We start from the raw sequence: 16,296 nt of genomic DNA, 5'->3' as shown, positions 1-16,296 counted from the left end.
CTCTCGTTAGCGGGAGGCGAATTCTACAGCGTTACTCGCTGCTGTCAACACCTCTTTTTCTCCGCTTTCGACCGAGACGATCGAACCGTTAAAAGAGCCAAACAACACCGCCCTTTCAACTCCTTCAGGCTTCGATGAACTGAAGCGTAACCGCTGCCGAAAACTGCGTAACTCTTTGTTTACCAAGGAGTTTTCTGTTTCGACTGCGCCGGAAGTGGGGCGAATTATAGACAGATATAATTCGCCGTCAACCCCTAATTTCAGCCTTACTCGGATTTAAGCGTAATACGCGCAAATGCCTTCTTTCCGGCCTGGCAAACATGGGTCGCGCCCAGTGCATATATAAAGGTGCGATCAACCACTTCGCCATCTATACGCACACCGCCCGAACCGAGCAGATCACGTGCGACTGCCGAGTTCTTCACCAGCCCCGCCTTATTAAGCACAGCCGCAATCGGCATATCCTCAGTCGCAGTCAGCTCGATCTCTGGCAAGTCATCCGGCAACTCACCTTCCTTCATACGGTTACCCGCGCCACGGTGAGCGTTCGCCGCAGCCTCCTCACCATGGAAGCGCGCAACAATCTCTTCGGCCAGCTTGATCTTGATATCCCGCGGATTGGCGCCAGCGTCAACATCTGCACGCAACGCATCAATCTCTTCCATGGAGCGGAAGCTGAGCAACTCGAAGTAACGCCACATCAGCACGTCCGGAATCGAAACCAGCTTGCCGTACATGACACCTGGCGCTTCCTGGATACCGACGTAGTTACCCAATGACTTGGACATCTTTTTCACGCCATCCAACCCTTCGAGCAATGGCATGGTCAGAATGCATTGAGCCTCCTGACCATAACTGCGCTGCAGCTCACGCCCCATCAGCAGGTTGAACTTCTGATCGGTGCCGCCCAGCTCGACGTCCGCGCGCAACGCGACCGAGTCATACCCCTGAACCAGCGGATACAGGAACTCGTGGATAGCGATTGGTTGATTGGTCGAATAGCGCTTGTCGAAGTCGTCGCGCTCAAGCATCCGCGCCACAGTGTATTGCGAGGTCAGACGAATGAAATCCGCAGGCCCCATCTGATCCATCCAGGTGGAGTTGAAAGCCACCTCGGTTTTCGCCGGATCAAGAATCTTGAACACCTGAGTCTTATAGGTCTCGGCATTTTCGAGAACCTGCTCACGCGTCAACGGAGGACGGGTAGCACTTTTGCCACTCGGATCACCGATCATCCCGGTGAAGTCACCTATAAGGAAGATCACCTGGTGACCCAGATCCTGGAACTGGCGCAGCTTATTAATGAGCACTGTGTGCCCCAGGTGCAAATCCGGCGCAGTCGGATCGAAGCCAGCCTTAATACGCAGCGGCTGGCCGCGCTTGAGCTTCTCGATCAGCTCGGACTCGACCAACAGTTCTTCCGCACCACGTTTGATCAGCGCTAGCTGCTCTTCAACCGACTTCATAACAGACCCGCAAGGCTCAGATTCAAAGGGAACCAACCATACAAGATCGCGCACCAAATACAAGTTTTGCCCGGCGCACGGACGCCAATCCGCGAACAGAGCATTCGCGACTTGCTTAAGAGATGATTTGGTTATATTTTATACAGTTATTTCATCTTCATCATGTCATTCATCTTTTCCAATTCATCTTTTCCAAAGTCAAATTACCTATGACCACAGAACCGTCTAAAGCGCCGCCGCTTTATCCGAAGACCCACCTGCTCGCGGCAAGTGGCATTGCTGCCCTCCTCAGCCTGGCGCTCCTGGTATTCCCTTCCAGTGACGTTGAAGCCAAAAAGACAACCCTGAGTCTTGAACTGGAACGTCCCGCAGAACAACTGACACAAGATCAAGACGCTGCTGACGCCGTCCAAGCCACAAACGAGCCGGTCGAATCTCCATTCGCCCAGATCGAAGACAGTACCGACGATAGCAAGGAAACGGCTAAAGCAGCCCCGGCACCAGCCGTTGAAGAGAAGAAAGCGCCAGGCCACCGGGAAGTGATCGTTGCCAAAGGCGACACGCTCTCCACATTGTTCGAGAAAGTCGGGCTTCCAGCGGCTTCGGTGCACGACGTATTGGCCAGCGACAAGCAAGCCAAGCAGTTCACCCAGCTCAAACACGGCCAGAAACTCGAATTCGAACTCGGCCGCGACGGCCAGTTGACCAATCTGCACAGCAAGATCAATGACGCTGAAAGCATCAGCCTGAGCAAAAACGCCAAGGGCTATACCTTTAACCGCATTACAGCCAAGCCAACCGTGCGCTCCGCCTATGTTCACGGCGTGATCAACAGCTCGCTTTCGCAATCCGCGGCGCGTGCCGGGCTGTCCCACAGCCTCACCATGGACATGGCCAGCGTGTTTGGCTACGACGTCGACTTCGCCCAGGATATTCGCCAGGGTGACGAGTTCGACGTGATCTACGAACAGAAAGTCGTCAACGGCAAAGCTGTCGGCAATGGCCCTATTCTTTCCGCCCGTTTCACCAACCGTGGCAAGACGTACACCGCCGTGCGTTACACCAACAAGCAAGGCAACAGCAGCTACTACACGGCCGAAGGCAATAGCATGCGCAAGGCGTTCATTCGTACGCCGGTGGACTTCGCCCGTATTAGCTCGCGTTTCTCCATGGGTCGCAAGCATCCAATTCTGAACAAAATTCGCGCGCACAAAGGCGTCGACTACGCAGCGCCTCGTGGCACGCCGATCAAGGCTGCCGGTGACGGCAAAGTGCTGCTGGCCGGTCGCCGCGGTGGTTACGGCAACACCGTTATCATTCAGCACGGCAACACCTACCGCACGCTGTACGGACACATGCAAGGCTTCGCCAAAGGCGTCAAGACTGGCGGCAACGTCAAGCAAGGCCAAGTGATTGGCTATATCGGCACTACCGGACTCTCGACCGGCCCGCACTTGCACTACGAGTTCCAGGTCAACGGCGTTCACGTCGACCCGCTGGGTCAGAAACTGCCAATGGCCGATCCGATCGCCAAGTCCGAGCGCGCACGCTTCCTGCAACAAAGCCAGCCGCTGATGGCGCGCATGGAGCAAGAAAAAGCCACCCTGCTAGCCTCGAGCAAACGCTAAGCCATGGCGCTCTATATAGGTGTGATGTCCGGTACCAGCCTTGATGGCCTGGACATTGCGCTGATCGAGCAAGCACCGGCGATCAAACTGATCGCCACGCACTACATTCCCATGCCCGAATCCCTGCGCACCGAGCTGCTTGGCTTGTGCGCCAGCGGACCTGACGAGATAGCCCGCAGCGCCATTGCCCAGCAAAACTGGGTAAAACTGGCCGCTCAGGGCATCAATACCCTGCTTGCAGATCAACACCTGAAACCTGATGACATCCGAGCGATTGGCAGCCACGGCCAGACTATTCGCCACGAGCCCGCACGCGGCTTCACCGTGCAGATCGGCAACCCTGCCCTGTTGACTGAACTGACCGGAATCACTGTCGTCAGCGACTTTCGTAGCCGCGACGTGGCTGCAGGCGGGCAAGGCGCGCCGCTGGTTCCAGCCTTCCATGAAGCCTTGTTTGAACAGCGCAGCGGCAACCGTGCAGTCTTGAATGTTGGCGGTTTCAGCAATCTCAGCCTGATCGAGACCGGCAAACCCGTCTCGGGCTTTGACTGCGGCCCAGGCAATGTCCTGCTGGACGCCTGGATTCACCAACAACGCGGCGAGACCTTCGACCGTGACGGCCAGTGGGCTGCAAGCGGCAGCGTAGAGCCCGTGCTGCTGAAGGCCCTGCTCGGTGATCCGTTCTTCCTGACCAAGGGCCCCAAAAGCACCGGCCGCGAAGTATTCAACCTGCAATGGCTGACACAACACCTTGCGCGCCTGCCCGCATTTGCTGCACAAGACGTGCAAGCCACCTTGCTTGAGCTGACGGCGCTGACCATTGTCGAATCGCTACAAGCCGCACAAGCCGATACGCAAGAGCTGCTGGTCTGTGGTGGCGGCGCCCATAACGCAACATTGATGGCACGGCTCGCCAGCCTGCTGCCAGGCACCAAGGTCAGCAGCACTGCAAACTACGGCGTAGAGCCGGACTGGGTCGAAGCCATGGCCTTTGCCTGGTTGGCCCATTGCTGCCTCGAAAGTATCCCGGCCAATCGTCCAAGCGTCACCGGCGCTCGCGGATTACGCGTCCTCGGCGCCATCTACCCCGTCTGAGCACCAGACAGCAAAACGCCGCAAAGCCGTGAGGCCATGCGGCGTTTGGTGATGCGCTGAGGTGCGATCAGATCGAAAACGAAGAGCCGCAACCACAGGTCGTGGTGGCATTCGGGTTCTTGATCACGAAACGCGAACCTTCCAGACCTTCCTGATAATCCACCTCGGCACCTGCCAGGTATTGGAAGCTCATCGGATCGACGACCAGGCTAACGCCTTCGCGCTCGACGATGGTGTCGTCATCGGCCACTTCTTCATCGAATGTGAAGCCGTACTGAAACCCTGAACAACCGCCGCCCGTAACGAATACGCGCAGCTTCAAGCGATCATTACCCTCTTCATCGACCAGGCTCTTCACCTTGTGCGCGGCACCGTGGGTGAATTGCAAAGCCGTGGGGGTGAAGGATTCGACGCTCATGCTGACTATCTCCCGGTGTTACACCGCCATAATGCGTGATGACGCGCATTATCCGCTTCTCCCAGAAAATCGGTCAACTATTGTTACGGTATATCAATCAACACAATGGTCAGCCCGGAATACAAAAAGGCCCGTTAAACGGGCCTTTTTGCTGAGCGGGGAAAAGCTTAGGGCAGCATGCCTGCATGGGACAGACCCAAGCGCTCATCCAGACCAAACAGGATGTTCAGGTTCTGCACCGCCTGACCCGACGCGCCCTTGACCAAATTGTCGATCACCGACAGCACCACCACCAGATCGCCATCCTGCGGACGATGAACCGCAATACGGCAAACGTTGGCACCCCGCACACTACGGGTTTCCGGATGGCTGCCAGCCGGCATGACATCGACGAACGGTTCGTTCGCATAGCGTTTTTCAAACAACGCCTGCAAGTCTATGGAGCGGTCGACCACGGTTGCATAGAGCGTGGAGTGAATACCGCGAATCATCGGCGTCAGGTGCGGCACGAAAGTCAGGCCGACGTCCTTGCCCGCTGCGCGACGCAGCCCCTGGCGAATCTCAGGCAGGTGACGATGCCCTTTAACGGCATAGGCTTTCATGCTCTCGGAGGTTTCGGAATACAGCGAACCGACGCTTGCACCACGACCAGCACCGCTGACACCCGACTTGCAGTCAGCAATTAGGCGCGAAGTATCGGCAAGACCTGCTTCGAGCAACGGCAGGAAGCCCAGTTGCGTGGCGGTTGGGTAGCAACCCGGCACCGCGATCAGGCGTGCTTGCCTGATCTGCTCGCGATTGACTTCCGGCAAACCATAGACCGCTTCTTCCAGCAACTCTGGCGCACCGTGTGGCTGACCATACCACTTGGCCCATTCGTCCGCGTCCTGCAGACGGAAGTCTGCCGACAGGTCGATGACCTTGGTCCCGGCCGCCAGTAATTCACCGGCTAGCGCATGCGCTACACCGTGTGGAGTGGCGAAGAACACCACATCGCAGGCACCGAGGGTTTTGATGTCCGGAACGCTGAACGCCAGGCCGTCGTAGTGGCCTCGCAGGTTCGGGTACATGTCGGCAACGGCCAGGCCTGCCTCGGATCGGGAAGTGATCACTACCACTTCAGCTTGCGGATGTTGCGCCAACAGACGCAGCAATTCGACACCGGTGTAACCCGTGCCGCCGACGATACCGACCTTGACCATAAACCTGCCCTCAACGAACCCACTGGAAAGCCGTCGATAATAGGGCGCGCACCGCCCTGCGACAACCGTCAAGGTGACGTACGGAGGCCCAAGCCTCTACTATTCGGGCTACCGTGAACCTGGGAATAACTAAAAATGCTTTATCTGTGGCTCAAAGCGCTTCATATCGTCAGCATGGTCTGCTGGTTTGCCGGCCTGTTTTACCTGCCACGCCTGTTTGTCTACCACGCTCAAAGTGAAGACAGCATCAGCAAGGAGCGCTTCAGCATCATGGAGCGCAAACTGTACCGCGGGATCATGGGCCCGGCGATGATCGCCACACTGGCTTTCGGGATCTGGCTGATCAGTCTCAACCCCAGCGCCTACTTCGGACAAGGTGCCTGGATGCATGCCAAATTGACCCTGGTAGTGATCCTGATCGGCTATCACCACATGTGCGGTGCACAGGTAAAACGTTTTGCCCGTGGCGAAAACACCCGCAGCCATGTCTTTTATCGCTGGTTCAATGAAGTGCCAGTTCTGATATTGCTGGCTATTGTAATTCTGGTCGTCGTACGGCCGTTCTAATCATAATTAGCCGCAACTTATCGGGGTACTTCCAATGTCGCTGCCCGCTTTGCTCGAACAACGTTTGCGTCTGCCTGTCGTGGCAGCACCGATGTTCCTGATTTCCAATCCACAGCTGGTACTCGCCTGCTGCCGCAATGGTGTGGTCGGCAGCTTTCCAGCGCTGAACCAGCGTGAAAGCAGCGGCTTCAAAGCCTGGCTGGAGGAAATTGAAGCGGGTCTGGCGCTATTGGAAAATCCTGCGCCGTATGCGGTGAATCTGATCGTTCACAACAGCAATCCGCGCCTGCAAGCGGACCTGGCAATCTGCATCGAACACAAGGTTCCGATCGTCATCACCAGTCTTGGCGCAGTGAAAGAGCTGGTCGATGCGGTGCACGGCTATGGTGGCCTGGTTTTCCACGACGTGACGACTCGACGCCATGCGGAAAAAGCTGCCGAGGCCGGCGTCGATGGCTTGATCGCCGTAGCGGCAGGCGCCGGTGGCCATGCCGGGACCTGGAGCCCGTTTTCGCTGATTGCCGAGATTCGCCAGTTCTTCGACAAAACCCTGCTGCTGGCCGGTTGCCTGAACCATGGCCACGAGATTCTCGCCGCGCAACTGCTCGGTGCGGATCTGGCGTACTTCGGTACGCGCTTTATCGGCACCACCGAAAGCCATGCCCCTGAAGCCTATAAAGAGATGCTGCTGACTTCCAGGGCCGCCGACATTGTCCATACGCCAGCGGTGTCCGGGGTGCCGGCAAGCTTCATGCGCCAAAGCCTGATAAACGCCGGTTTTGACATAGATGCACTGCAAGGCAAGGGTGAAGTCAACTTCGGCGCCAAACTCAAACCCTTGAGCGATGAAGCCAAAGCCTGGAAAACCGTCTGGTCAGCTGGCCAGGGCGTGGGTGAAATCGACGACCTGCCAAGCGTCGATCAACTGGTTGCAAGGCTGGACGCCGAGTACCGCAAGGCGCAGGAATTCGCAGCTCAACTACCCAAACGCTGGCCGCGCTAACGCACAAGGTTTGGCCAGCCGATTCTGGCTGGCTTAAACTGCCGAGCACAGCCCCCTGACTCGCGACAAGGATGCCCCGACATGAGCGAACACCGTTTCAAGATCGTCTTTGACGGAGCCCTGCTTCCGGGCGTCGACATCACCACCGCGAAACTCAATCTCGCCCAACTGTTCAAAAGCGACGTCGCGGCCATCGAACGCCTGTTCAGCGGAAAGCCTGTCGCGCTCAAGCACGACCTGTCCCACGCAGACGCACAAACCTATCTGAATGCCCTGTCGAAAACCGGCATAGATGCACGCATTGAAGCCGAGCCGTCGATCAAGCTCAATCTGACCGACGTTCACGATTCGTCGTCCGCCGCTTACACGGCGCCCACACTCGGTAACAACGAATCTCCCTATAGCCCTCCTCGCGCGCCCGTTGGTGAAGCGTTGCCAGAGTTTTCGGAACTCAAGGTGTTTAGCGTGCAGGGCCGAATCGGGCGCCTGCGTTATCTCGCGTGGTCATTGGTGGCGCTACTGATCATGGGCGCTATCGCTGGCGTTTTTGGACTCAGCCTGCTGAGCGGCAATCAAATAGTGCTGAGCACAATTGTTTGTGTCGTTGCGTTCGTGGCGTACCTCTACATAAACATCACCATCAGCGTGCAACGCCTGCACGATCTTGGTTGGTCCGGCTGGCTGTGGTTTCTGAATCTGGTGCCCTTTATCGGCAGCCTGTTTCCATTTGCACTCGCGGCGCTACCAGGAAACGTCGGGGCGAATCGCTATGGCGCGCCGCAGCCCCCCAACAGCACGGCTGTCAAAGTGCTGTGCGGGCTGTGGCTGGTGGTGATCGCAGTGTTTTTTGTCGGCGCGCTTGCCGGTGGCCTCAGCACCCTGACCGAAGAGTACGAAAGCACCTCGACCAGCAGTTATGGAAGCAGTGAGCCGGCCGATGCGGTTGAGGCAGACGATGCGGCGAAAGCAGCTCAGCCCCCTGTAGACTATGAGAAAGAATAAACGCGCTCGGTTCCTGTGACATCTCTGTCCACAGGCCGCGAGCCGTTGCGATGGAGAATTGCATGACCCGTTACGCTCTGATCACTGGCGCCTCCAGCGGCATCGGCCTGGCCATGGCCGAAGCGTTGGCGCGACGCGGCCGCAGCCTGATTCTGGTGGCCCGTCAACGTGATCAGCTGGAAAGTATTGCCATCGAACTGACCCAGCGCTTTGGCGTCGAGGTGCTGTTCCGCGCCTGCGACCTGGGTGAACCGCTGCGCTTGTCCGGTTTTCTGCTGGAACTCGAAGAGGGTGACCGACAGATCGACCTGCTGGTCAATTGCGCCGGCATCGGTACCTGCGGCCCGTTTCTCGCTCAGGACTGGATGACCGAACAAGACTTGATCGAAGTGAATATCCTCGCCCTGACCCGCCTGTGCCACGCCATTGGTAACAGCATGGCCTTGCAGGGCGGCGGGCAGATTCTGAACGTCGCCTCGATGGCCGCCTTCTACCCCGGCCCATGGATGAGCACCTATTACGCCAGCAAGGCGTATGTACTGCACTTCTCCGAAGGCTTGCGGGTCGAGCTGAAGAAGTGCGCGGTCAAGGTCTCGGTCCTCTGCCCCGGCCCGACGCGCACGGCGTTTTTCCGCACCGCGCAACTGGACACCGACAAACTGGCCAACAGCAAAATGCTGATGAGCCCCGAGGAAGTGGCCCTCTACACAGTGCGTGCGCTGGAGAAGAACCGCGCAATCATCATTCCCGGACGCCTCAATCGCTGGTTCGCGCTGTTGCCGCGCTTCGGCTCGCGCTGGCTGACCCGAACCATCGTAGGCATGGTCAACAAGACGCATTGTCCGCGCTGAGCATCACTAAAAGTAAAGCTAACAGGCTGGGCTCGGGCATCTCCCGTGAGTACACTCAGCCCGGACCAACACAATGGAGAAACAGCTGTGGATACTCTGTTCACCAAAATCATCAACAGAGAAATACCCGCCAAGATCATTTACGAGGATGACCAGGTCCTGGCCTTCCACGACATCGCCCCGCAGGCACCCGTGCATTTCCTGGTAGTCCCGAAAAAGCCGGTGCGCACGCTCAACGACCTCACCGAGGACGATAAAGCGCTGGCCGGGCACATTCTGTTCACCGCCCAGCGCCTGGCACTGGAGCTGGGCTGCGAAGAAGGCTTTCGCGTGGTCATGAACTGCAATGAACTGGGCGGCCAGACCGTTTATCACATTCATATGCACGTGCTGGGTCAGCGCCAGATGCACTGGCCACCGGGCTGATCCGTCTCCCGAGCTTGTTGTGGCGAGGGAGCTTGCTCCCGCTGGGCTGCGCAGCAGCCCCCGTCTTTCTGCTGCTCCCCAATGAAACTCGCGGACTGACTTAACGACCGCTTCGCGGCCGAGCGGGAGCAAGCTCCCTCGCCACAAAGCCAGTATCTGCAAATGCCAGGCGGTCTTCTGCAATGACCCAGCGCAAACCTAACCCGGCCGATTGCGGTAAACTGGCCGCCGAGATTCTTCCCGGAGGTCAGCATGACTACCCAACGTCACTACTCGCCGATTGACCGTCTTCTGTTGCAAGCCGACACCGCCATGCGCACGTTGCTGCCCTTCAGTGGCCAGCCTTGCCGCCCGTCGCCGGCCATCGTGCAGCCAGAGGCGAAAATGAGCGACGAAGACACCCGGCACGTCGCCGGCCTGATGCGCATCAACCATACCGGTGAAGTCTGTGCCCAGGCGCTGTATCAGGGCCAGGCCCTGACTGCCAAGCTGCCGCAAGTGCGTGAGGCGATGGAACACGCAGCCGAAGAAGAAATCGATCATCTGGTCTGGTGCGAACAGCGCATCCGCCAACTGGGCAGCCACACCAGCATCCTCAATCCGCTGTTCTACGGTATGTCGTTCGGTATCGGCGCCGTCGCCGGACTGATCAGCGACAAAGTCAGCCTGGGGTTCGTCGCAGCGACTGAAGATCAGGTGTGCAAACACTTGAACGAGCACCTTGAGCAACTGCCAGTCGAGGACGAGAAGTCCCGGGCCATTCTTGAGCAGATGCGCATCGATGAAGAGCAGCACGCCGAAAGCGCGCTGGACGCTGGAGGCTTCCGCTTCCCGGCACCGATAAAATTCGGCATGAGCCTGATGGCCAAGGTCATGACCAAAAGTACCTACCGGATCTGACCCGTAAAACCTTCGAGCACAAAAAAGGGCGCTATCTCAGCGCCCTTTCTTTTGCCGATCTTTATTTCAAAGATCAGCTCGACATGTTGCGTGCGTAGAAAATCTCGAGCATTTCGTGTTTCACCCGCTCAGTCACCTGAGCACGTTGCTCAGAGGACAGGTTGCTGGTGGCGTCGCCGAACAGGTAGTTATCCAGTTCGAAGTTCTTCAGCAGCATTTTGGTGTGGAACAGGTTTTCCTGGTACACGTTCACGTCGGTCATCTGATAAGCGTCGCGAGTGTCTTCGGAGAGGTAGTTCTGAATCGAGTTGATCTCGTGATCGATGAAGTGCTTCTTGCCTTCGATGTCACGGGTGAAACCGCGCACGCGGTAATCCACGGTCACGATATCCGAATCGAACTGGTGAATCAGGAAGTTGAGCGCCTTAAGCGGTGAAATGACGCCACAAGTCGACACATCAATATCCACACGGAACGTTGCGATACCGTCCACCGGATGGATTTCCGGGTAGGTGTGCACCGTGATGTGGCTCTTGTCGAGGTGGGCCAGGATGATTTCGGGCAACGGGCCCGGCGACTCTTCAATCTGACTGTCGGTCGGGGTCACCGGCTCTTCAGAGATCAGAATCGTGACGCTGGCGCCCTGGGGTTCATAGTCCTGACTGGCGATGTTCAGGATATTGGCACCAATGATATCGACAACTTCTGTGAGGATCTGCGTCAGGCGCTTGGCGTTGTACTCTTTATTGATGTACTCAACGTAAGCCTGCTGGTCTTGCGGAGTTTCCGCATAGCAGATGTCATAGATGTTGAAGCTCAAGGTCTTTGTCAGGTTATTGAACCCATGGAGCTTGAGTTTGCTTTTCACCGTTTAAAAACTCTCTATGTATGCGGCCCGGCCGCGTGATCAAGCATGCCCGTCAGATGCGAACGACGCACCAGCGTAGGACGGTTAACACCTCTTCGCGATGGCGATTTTGGTTGTCTGTTCGGGTGTGTGATCTGTCGGTTGACCGATCACGGCCCTGAAAAAAGTGGCGCATTATGCAGACCTGGGCCAATGATCGCCAGAGTCTGCACTGCATTTATGATAGTTGAATGTCGAATCAACCTAGTTCGATGATTTCGTAGTCGTGGGTGATGGCGACACCGGCCGCACCGAGCATGATCGACGCCGAGCAATACTTCTCCGCCGACAGCTCGATGGCGCGTTTGACCTGGGCTTCTTTCAGTGCCCGGCCCTTGACCACGAAGTGCATGTGAATTTTGGTGAAGACCTTGGGATCTTCAGTCGCACGCTCGGCTTCGAGGAAGGCTTCGCAGCTCTCCACGGCCTGGCGGGACTTCTTCAGGATGCTGACCACGTCGAAATTGCTGCAACCGCCCACACCGAGCAGGAGCATTTCCATCGGACGGACACCCAGGTTCCGACCGCCAGCATCAGGCGGACCGTCCATGACCACCACGTGACCGCTACCGGACTCACCGAGGAACATGGCTTCGCCAGCCCATTGGATGCGTGCCTTCATCGCCAAGACTCCACTGTTAAAAAAGGGTCGCCAGCTTAGCACAGGGCCTTCGGTTGACAGCGACTGGCATCAGCGCAAGCAACACACTTACAGTATTGATAAATTATCGAATAACGACGGAATGTGTCTGTTAAGCTGGCGCCAATTTCATGGCACTTAGCCTGCTGTTTTTCGGCCGTCATCAGCAATTCATAAAAAACCACAACACACCGTGCAGTCTTTTCGGGATACAACCATGGTTGCTATTACCCCAACATCCAAAATCAAGAACCTCGACAAGTTATTGATGCATTGCCAGCGCCGTCGCTATCAGGCCAAGAGCAATATCATTTGCGCGGGCGATCGTTCGGATACGCTGTTTTTCATCATCAAGGGCTCGGTCACCATTCTCATCGAGGACGACGATGGTCGGGAAATGATCATCGCCTACCTCAATGCCGGGGACTTCTTCGGCGAGCTGGGTCTGTTCGAACAAGCCGGGCAGGAACAGGAGCGCAGCGCCTGGGTTCGCGCCAAGGTCGAATGCGAAGTGGCCGAGATCAGCTACTGCAAGTTCCGCGAGCTGTCCCAGCAAGACCCGGACATTCTCTATGTGCTCAGTGGCCAGATTGCCCAGCGCCTGCGCAATACCACACGCAAGGTCGGCGACCTGGCGTTCTTCGACGTCACCGGCCGGGTTGCGCGCTGCTTGCTGGAGCTGTGCAAACAGCCCGACGCCATGACGCACCCGGACGGCATGCAGATCAAGGTTACCCGCCAGGAAATCGGCCGGATCGTCGGTTGCTCGCGGGAAATGGTCGGGCGCGTGCTCAAGGACCTAGAAGAACGCAACCTGGTCAACGTCAAAGGCAAGACCATGGTGGTCTTCGGTACCCGCTAAGCCGACATCACCTCGGCGAGCATTTGCCGATACAAGGTGTCCAGCCGCGCGATGGCATCCGGGGCGGCGAATTGTTCATGCAGGGCGATATGGCTCTGCGCGCGAACCCGCTGCTCCAGACTGCACGCCTCGTTAAAACGGTTCACCGCCTCAACCATCGACTCCCGCTCGTCGTCCAGCAACAGCGCACCATGCACCAAACCCACCGGACGCTGACCACCCTTGCTCTGGCGCCAGCGCTGAGCGGTGCCGACCATTTTGCGGCCATCGAGATTGACGTTGAAACGCCCATCACAGAAAGCGCCCTCGACTTCACCCAATGAAGGCTTGCCACCGAGTTCCGTCAGCAGCGCACAAATCGGATCACACAGACGCCGATAAGCGGTTTCGATCCTACCGTGGTCACCTTCGCTGCGCGGCGGTGCATACACCAGCGCGATATTGACCGTCGCAACCGACTGTGGCACCGGTTCACCGCCGGTTTCACGCAACAAAACCGGCCAACCGTGTGCCGCCGACGCTTGGCAAGCGGCCTCAAACCCCGGCAGACGGCTCAAGCGCCGGGGCATGACCAGCGCTCGATCGCTCGGCTGCCAGAACAGCAAACCAAACTCCTGGTCGCCGGCACAGACCGTCGCCAACAAATCCTGCTCGGCACGCAGACCGGCTTCGACAGTCAAGGCAATAGGGTGAGTCATGGCAGTGCGAATCCTTTGCGGTGGATACAAAAAAGCCGGCAACGCCGGCTTCTTCATTGAATCAGGTTCAGTCGAGTGTAGAACCGCTGACCGCCACGCCACGCTCTGGAAAGAACAAACGTTGCAGTTCAGTGCCCGGGTTCTCGGCGCGCATGAATGCTTCACCGACCAGGAACGAATACACCTCGCTGATTTCCATCAGCTCGACATCGGCGCGATTGAGGATGCCACTTTCAGTAATGACCAGGCGATCGCGCGGGATGCGCGGCAGCAGATCGAGCGTGGTTTCCAGGCTGACATCAAAGGTGTGCAGATTGCGATTGTTCACGCCGACCAGCGGAGTATCGAGAACCTTCAAGGCCCGCTCCAGCTCATCACCGTCATGGACTTCGACCAGCACGTCGAGGCCAACACCTTTAGCGACGGCTGCCAGTTCGGCCATTTTCACGTCATCCAGCGCGGAAACGATCAACAGCACGCAATCAGCGCCCAGCGCACGAGCTTCGACGATCTGATAAGGATCGATCATGAAGTCCTTGCGGATCACCGGCAGCTTGCACGCCGCACGCGCCTGCTGCAGATAAATGTCGGCGCCCCGGAAGAAATCGACATCGGTCAGCACCGAGAGGCAGGTTGCCCCGCCCTTCTCGTAGTCCCTGGCGATTTCGGCCGGCACGAAGTTCTCGCGAATCACGCCCTTGCTCGGCGAAGCCTTCTTGATTTCAGCAATCACCGCCGGTTGTTTGAGCTTGGCCTGGGCGATCAGCGCCTTGGCAAAACCACGCGGAGCATCGGCCACCCTGGCCAGTGCTTCCAGCTCGGCAAGCGTTACGCGAGCGCTGCGCTCAGCCACTTCCTCGACTTTGCGGGCGAGAATTTTCTCTAGAACCGTCGGTACACTCATGCCTCATTCTCCACTCTGAATACCGCGGTAAACGCACCCAATTCTTCAAGCTTTTCACGCGCAAGGCCGGTATGCAGCGCGTCATGAGCCAGGGCAACGCCCTCTTTCAGGCTGACCGCATGATCAGCGGCGTACAACGCAGCACCGGCATTGAGCACAATCATTTCTGCAGCTTTCTGACCGTTCTCGGTTTTGCGCCGCCCCAAGGCATCGCGAATCAGTTCGAGCGAAGCCGCCGGGCTTTCCACCGCCAGGCCGTGCAGGCTCTGGCTCTTCATGCCCAAGTCTTCAGGCTCGACCCAATACTCGCTGATCTGGTCATTCTTCAATTCAGCAACAAAGGTTGGCGCCGCCAGACTGAACTCGTCCAGACCATCCTTCGAATGCACCACCAGCACATGTTTGCTGCCCATGCGCTGCAAGACTTCGGCTAACGGTCGGCACAACGCCTGACTGAACACGCCCACCACCTGATGTTTCACGCCGGCCGGATTCGTAAGCGGGCCGAGCATGTTGAACAGTGTACGCAGGCCGAGATCGCGGCGCGGGCCGGCAGCGTGTTTCATCGCACCATGGTGCGATTGGGCGAACATGAAGCCGATGCCGACATTGTCAATGCAACGCGCCACTTGAACCGGCGTCAGGTTCAGGTAGATCCCGGCCGCCTCCAGCAAGTCGGCGCTGCCGCTTTTGCCCGATACCGCACGGTTACCGTGCTTGGCCACGGTGCAACCCGCCGCCGCCACCACAAACGAGGAAGCCGTCGAAACGTTGAAGATGTTCGCACCATCACCGCCAGTGCCGACTACATCGACAACACCGTCGAGGGTTTTCAGCTCGACCTTGTCCGCCAGCTCACGCATGACCGAGACGGCGCCGACGATCTCGTCGATGCTCTCGCTTTTCATGCGCATGGCCATCATAAACGCGCCAATCTGTGCGTCTGTGCATTGCCCGGTCATGATTTCGCGCATCACATCGCGCATTTCATCAGTGCTCAGGTCCAGATGGCCGACGATACGGCTCAGGGCAGTCTTGATATCCATGGAAAGTCCTTAGCGCGTGCCGCCGGTTTGTTTGAGGAAGTTGGCGAACAGCTCGTGGCCCTGCTCGGTCAGGATCGACTCAGGATGAAATTGCACCCCTTCGATGTTCAATGTCTTGTGGCGCAACCCCATGATCTCATCGACCGAACCGTCTTCGAGCTGAGTCCAGGCGGTCAGTTCCAGGCAATCGGGCAAGGTTTCACGTTTCACAATCAGTGAGTGATAGCGGGTGACCGTCAGCGGACGGTTCAGACCTTCGAACACGCCCTTGTCCTCGTGGAATACCGGACTAGTCTTACCATGCATAACCTGGCGGGCGCGTACTACATCGCCACCGAACGCTTGGCCGATGGATTGATGGCCCAGGCAAACGCCGAGAATCGGCAGCTTACCGGCGAAATACTTGATGGCCTCGATGGACACGCCGGCTTCGGTTGGGGTGCATGGACCGGGAGAGACGACGATGCGCTCGGGTTTGAGCGCTTCGATTTCGGCGATGGTCAGCTCATCGTTGCGCACAACCTTGACCTCGGAGCCTAGCTCACCAAGGTACTGCACAACGTTGTAGGTAAAAGAGTCGTAGTTATCGATCATCAGCAACATGGTTTGAAACCTCTTGAATTCACTGACTTTTGAGACGGCCTTCGAATGATTTACCCGCAGTCTTGCAACGCTCGGTCA

At 57.6% G+C, this 16,296-nt stretch carries 18 protein-coding genes; 9 read left to right on the top strand and 9 right to left on the bottom strand.

The window, feature by feature from the left end; translation table 11 throughout:
- Positions 1–266: 266 nt before the first annotated feature.
- Complete coding sequence (gene tyrS / locus AC1RJ3_RS07740) at positions 267–1,466, bottom strand: tyrosine--tRNA ligase (protein WP_493078228.1); 1,200 nt, start codon at positions 1,464–1,466, stop codon at positions 267–269.
- Between the two features lie 209 nt (positions 1,467–1,675).
- Between tyrS and AC1RJ3_RS07735 the strand changes: the two genes are divergently transcribed.
- Positions 1,676–3,094 carry a peptidoglycan DD-metalloendopeptidase family protein gene (locus AC1RJ3_RS07735; protein WP_103320436.1) on the top strand — a complete coding sequence of 473 codons (1,419 nt, stop codon included), beginning with the start codon at positions 1,676–1,678 and terminating at the stop codon, positions 3,092–3,094.
- 3 nt (positions 3,095–3,097) lie between these two features.
- Positions 3,098–4,189 (top strand): anhydro-N-acetylmuramic acid kinase, encoded by a 1,092-nt coding sequence (locus AC1RJ3_RS07730; RefSeq protein ID WP_493078226.1) that lies wholly within the window; start codon positions 3,098–3,100, stop codon positions 4,187–4,189.
- Positions 4,190–4,256: 67 nt separating this feature from the next.
- Here the strand turns inward: AC1RJ3_RS07730 and erpA are convergent, their stop codons facing one another.
- Positions 4,257–4,607 carry an iron-sulfur cluster insertion protein ErpA gene (gene erpA / locus AC1RJ3_RS07725; protein WP_007906865.1) on the bottom strand — a complete coding sequence of 117 codons (351 nt, stop codon included), beginning with the start codon at positions 4,605–4,607 and terminating at the stop codon, positions 4,257–4,259.
- 167 nt (positions 4,608–4,774) lie between these two features.
- Positions 4,775–5,809: an N-acetyl-gamma-glutamyl-phosphate reductase gene (gene argC / locus AC1RJ3_RS07720; RefSeq protein WP_054594287.1), complete on the bottom strand. Its 1,035-nt coding sequence runs from the start codon at positions 5,807–5,809 to the stop codon at positions 4,775–4,777.
- Positions 5,810–5,944: 135 nt separating this feature from the next.
- Here argC and hemJ point away from each other — a divergent pair, with 135 nt between their 5' ends.
- From hemJ to coq7, 6 genes are all read left to right on the top strand, one after another.
- Positions 5,945–6,376 carry a protoporphyrinogen oxidase HemJ gene (hemJ, locus tag AC1RJ3_RS07715; protein WP_019693893.1) on the top strand — a complete coding sequence of 144 codons (432 nt, stop codon included), beginning with the start codon at positions 5,945–5,947 and terminating at the stop codon, positions 6,374–6,376.
- 34 nt (positions 6,377–6,410) lie between these two features.
- The gene (locus tag AC1RJ3_RS07710) at positions 6,411–7,379 is read left to right on the top strand and encodes an NAD(P)H-dependent flavin oxidoreductase (protein ID WP_054594288.1); all 969 of its coding nucleotides are present in this window, start codon (positions 6,411–6,413) and stop codon (positions 7,377–7,379) included.
- An 81-nt stretch (positions 7,380–7,460) separates the two neighbouring features.
- On the top strand, positions 7,461–8,381 hold the full coding sequence (locus AC1RJ3_RS07705) for a DUF805 domain-containing protein (protein ID WP_489110676.1): 921 nt from the start codon (positions 7,461–7,463) through the stop codon (positions 8,379–8,381).
- Between the two features lie 62 nt (positions 8,382–8,443).
- Positions 8,444–9,232 (top strand): SDR family NAD(P)-dependent oxidoreductase, encoded by a 789-nt coding sequence (locus AC1RJ3_RS07700; protein ID WP_103320445.1) that lies wholly within the window; start codon positions 8,444–8,446, stop codon positions 9,230–9,232.
- Between the two features lie 87 nt (positions 9,233–9,319).
- Entirely contained in the window at positions 9,320–9,658 is a 339-nt protein-coding gene (locus AC1RJ3_RS07695; RefSeq protein ID WP_007906873.1) for a histidine triad nucleotide-binding protein, read from the top strand.
- A gap of 252 nt (positions 9,659–9,910) precedes the next feature.
- Positions 9,911–10,558: a 2-polyprenyl-3-methyl-6-methoxy-1,4-benzoquinone monooxygenase gene (gene coq7 / locus AC1RJ3_RS07690; protein ID WP_054594291.1), complete on the top strand. Its 648-nt coding sequence runs from the start codon at positions 9,911–9,913 to the stop codon at positions 10,556–10,558.
- A gap of 73 nt (positions 10,559–10,631) precedes the next feature.
- On the opposite strand, the gene speD is transcribed toward coq7, so the two are convergent.
- Together speD and AC1RJ3_RS07680 are read right to left on the bottom strand one after the other, a co-directional pair.
- Positions 10,632–11,426, bottom strand: a complete 795-nt coding sequence (gene speD / locus AC1RJ3_RS07685; RefSeq protein WP_054594292.1) for an adenosylmethionine decarboxylase — start codon at positions 11,424–11,426, stop codon at positions 10,632–10,634.
- 238 nt (positions 11,427–11,664) lie between these two features.
- A complete protein-coding gene (locus tag AC1RJ3_RS07680; RefSeq protein WP_017138086.1) occupies positions 11,665–12,087 on the bottom strand; it encodes an OsmC family protein in 423 nt (140 codons plus the stop codon).
- A gap of 235 nt (positions 12,088–12,322) precedes the next feature.
- On the opposite strand from AC1RJ3_RS07680, the gene crp reads away from it, so the two are divergent.
- Positions 12,323–12,967, top strand: coding sequence for a cAMP-activated global transcriptional regulator CRP (gene crp / locus AC1RJ3_RS07675; protein WP_493078221.1), 645 nt, complete (start codon positions 12,323–12,325; stop codon positions 12,965–12,967).
- Here the strand turns inward: crp and AC1RJ3_RS07670 are convergent.
- From AC1RJ3_RS07670 to AC1RJ3_RS07655, 4 genes are all read right to left on the bottom strand, one after another.
- Positions 12,964–13,665 (bottom strand): lipoate--protein ligase family protein, encoded by a 702-nt coding sequence (locus AC1RJ3_RS07670; RefSeq protein ID WP_054598190.1) that lies wholly within the window; start codon positions 13,663–13,665, stop codon positions 12,964–12,966. The genes crp and AC1RJ3_RS07670 overlap by 4 nt on opposite strands.
- Positions 13,666–13,732: 67 nt before the next feature.
- The gene (gene trpC / locus AC1RJ3_RS07665) at positions 13,733–14,569 is read right to left on the bottom strand and encodes an indole-3-glycerol phosphate synthase TrpC (RefSeq protein WP_493078219.1); all 837 of its coding nucleotides are present in this window, start codon (positions 14,567–14,569) and stop codon (positions 13,733–13,735) included.
- On the bottom strand, positions 14,566–15,615 hold the full coding sequence (gene trpD / locus AC1RJ3_RS07660) for an anthranilate phosphoribosyltransferase (RefSeq protein ID WP_054594295.1): 1,050 nt from the start codon (positions 15,613–15,615) through the stop codon (positions 14,566–14,568). The genes trpC and trpD overlap by 4 nt, the downstream gene beginning before the upstream one ends.
- A gap of 9 nt (positions 15,616–15,624) precedes the next feature.
- Positions 15,625–16,218, bottom strand: a complete 594-nt coding sequence (locus AC1RJ3_RS07655; protein WP_019693903.1) for an aminodeoxychorismate/anthranilate synthase component II — start codon at positions 16,216–16,218, stop codon at positions 15,625–15,627.
- Positions 16,219–16,296: the final 78 nt, after the last annotated feature.

Source organism: Pseudomonas sp. GW822-FHT04C11 (genome assembly GCF_058800905.1).
The sequence above is the reverse complement of the archived record's forward strand: the minus strand, read 5'-3'. Positions and strand labels throughout refer to the sequence as shown.

What these genes read in the sequence shown, in the direction of transcription:
- tyrS (WP_493078228.1), bottom strand. Translation starts at nt 1,466, where the DNA reads ATGAAGTCGGTTGAAGAGCAGCTAGCGCTGATCAAACGTGGTGCGGAA.
- trpC (WP_493078219.1), bottom strand. Translation starts at nt 14,569, where the DNA reads ATGAGTGTACCGACGGTTCTAGAGAAAATTCTCGCCCGCAAAGTCGAG.
- AC1RJ3_RS07730 (WP_493078226.1), top strand. Translation starts at nt 3,098, where the DNA reads ATGGCGCTCTATATAGGTGTGATGTCCGGTACCAGCCTTGATGGCCTG.
- argC (WP_054594287.1), bottom strand. Translation starts at nt 5,809, where the DNA reads ATGGTCAAGGTCGGTATCGTCGGCGGCACGGGTTACACCGGTGTCGAA.
- erpA (WP_007906865.1), bottom strand. Translation starts at nt 4,607, where the DNA reads ATGAGCGTCGAATCCTTCACCCCCACGGCTTTGCAATTCACCCACGGT.
- AC1RJ3_RS07680 (WP_017138086.1), bottom strand. Translation starts at nt 12,087, where the DNA reads ATGAAGGCACGCATCCAATGGGCTGGCGAAGCCATGTTCCTCGGTGAG.
- AC1RJ3_RS07735 (WP_103320436.1), top strand. Translation starts at nt 1,676, where the DNA reads ATGACCACAGAACCGTCTAAAGCGCCGCCGCTTTATCCGAAGACCCAC.
- AC1RJ3_RS07710 (WP_054594288.1), top strand. Translation starts at nt 6,411, where the DNA reads ATGTCGCTGCCCGCTTTGCTCGAACAACGTTTGCGTCTGCCTGTCGTG.
- coq7 (WP_054594291.1), top strand. Translation starts at nt 9,911, where the DNA reads ATGACTACCCAACGTCACTACTCGCCGATTGACCGTCTTCTGTTGCAA.
- trpD (WP_054594295.1), bottom strand. Translation starts at nt 15,615, where the DNA reads ATGGATATCAAGACTGCCCTGAGCCGTATCGTCGGCCATCTGGACCTG.
- AC1RJ3_RS07670 (WP_054598190.1), bottom strand. Translation starts at nt 13,665, where the DNA reads ATGACTCACCCTATTGCCTTGACTGTCGAAGCCGGTCTGCGTGCCGAG.
- AC1RJ3_RS07705 (WP_489110676.1), top strand. Translation starts at nt 7,461, where the DNA reads ATGAGCGAACACCGTTTCAAGATCGTCTTTGACGGAGCCCTGCTTCCG.
- hemJ (WP_019693893.1), top strand. Translation starts at nt 5,945, where the DNA reads ATGCTTTATCTGTGGCTCAAAGCGCTTCATATCGTCAGCATGGTCTGC.
- crp (WP_493078221.1), top strand. Translation starts at nt 12,323, where the DNA reads ATGGTTGCTATTACCCCAACATCCAAAATCAAGAACCTCGACAAGTTA.
- AC1RJ3_RS07700 (WP_103320445.1), top strand. Translation starts at nt 8,444, where the DNA reads ATGACCCGTTACGCTCTGATCACTGGCGCCTCCAGCGGCATCGGCCTG.
- AC1RJ3_RS07655 (WP_019693903.1), bottom strand. Translation starts at nt 16,218, where the DNA reads ATGTTGCTGATGATCGATAACTACGACTCTTTTACCTACAACGTTGTG.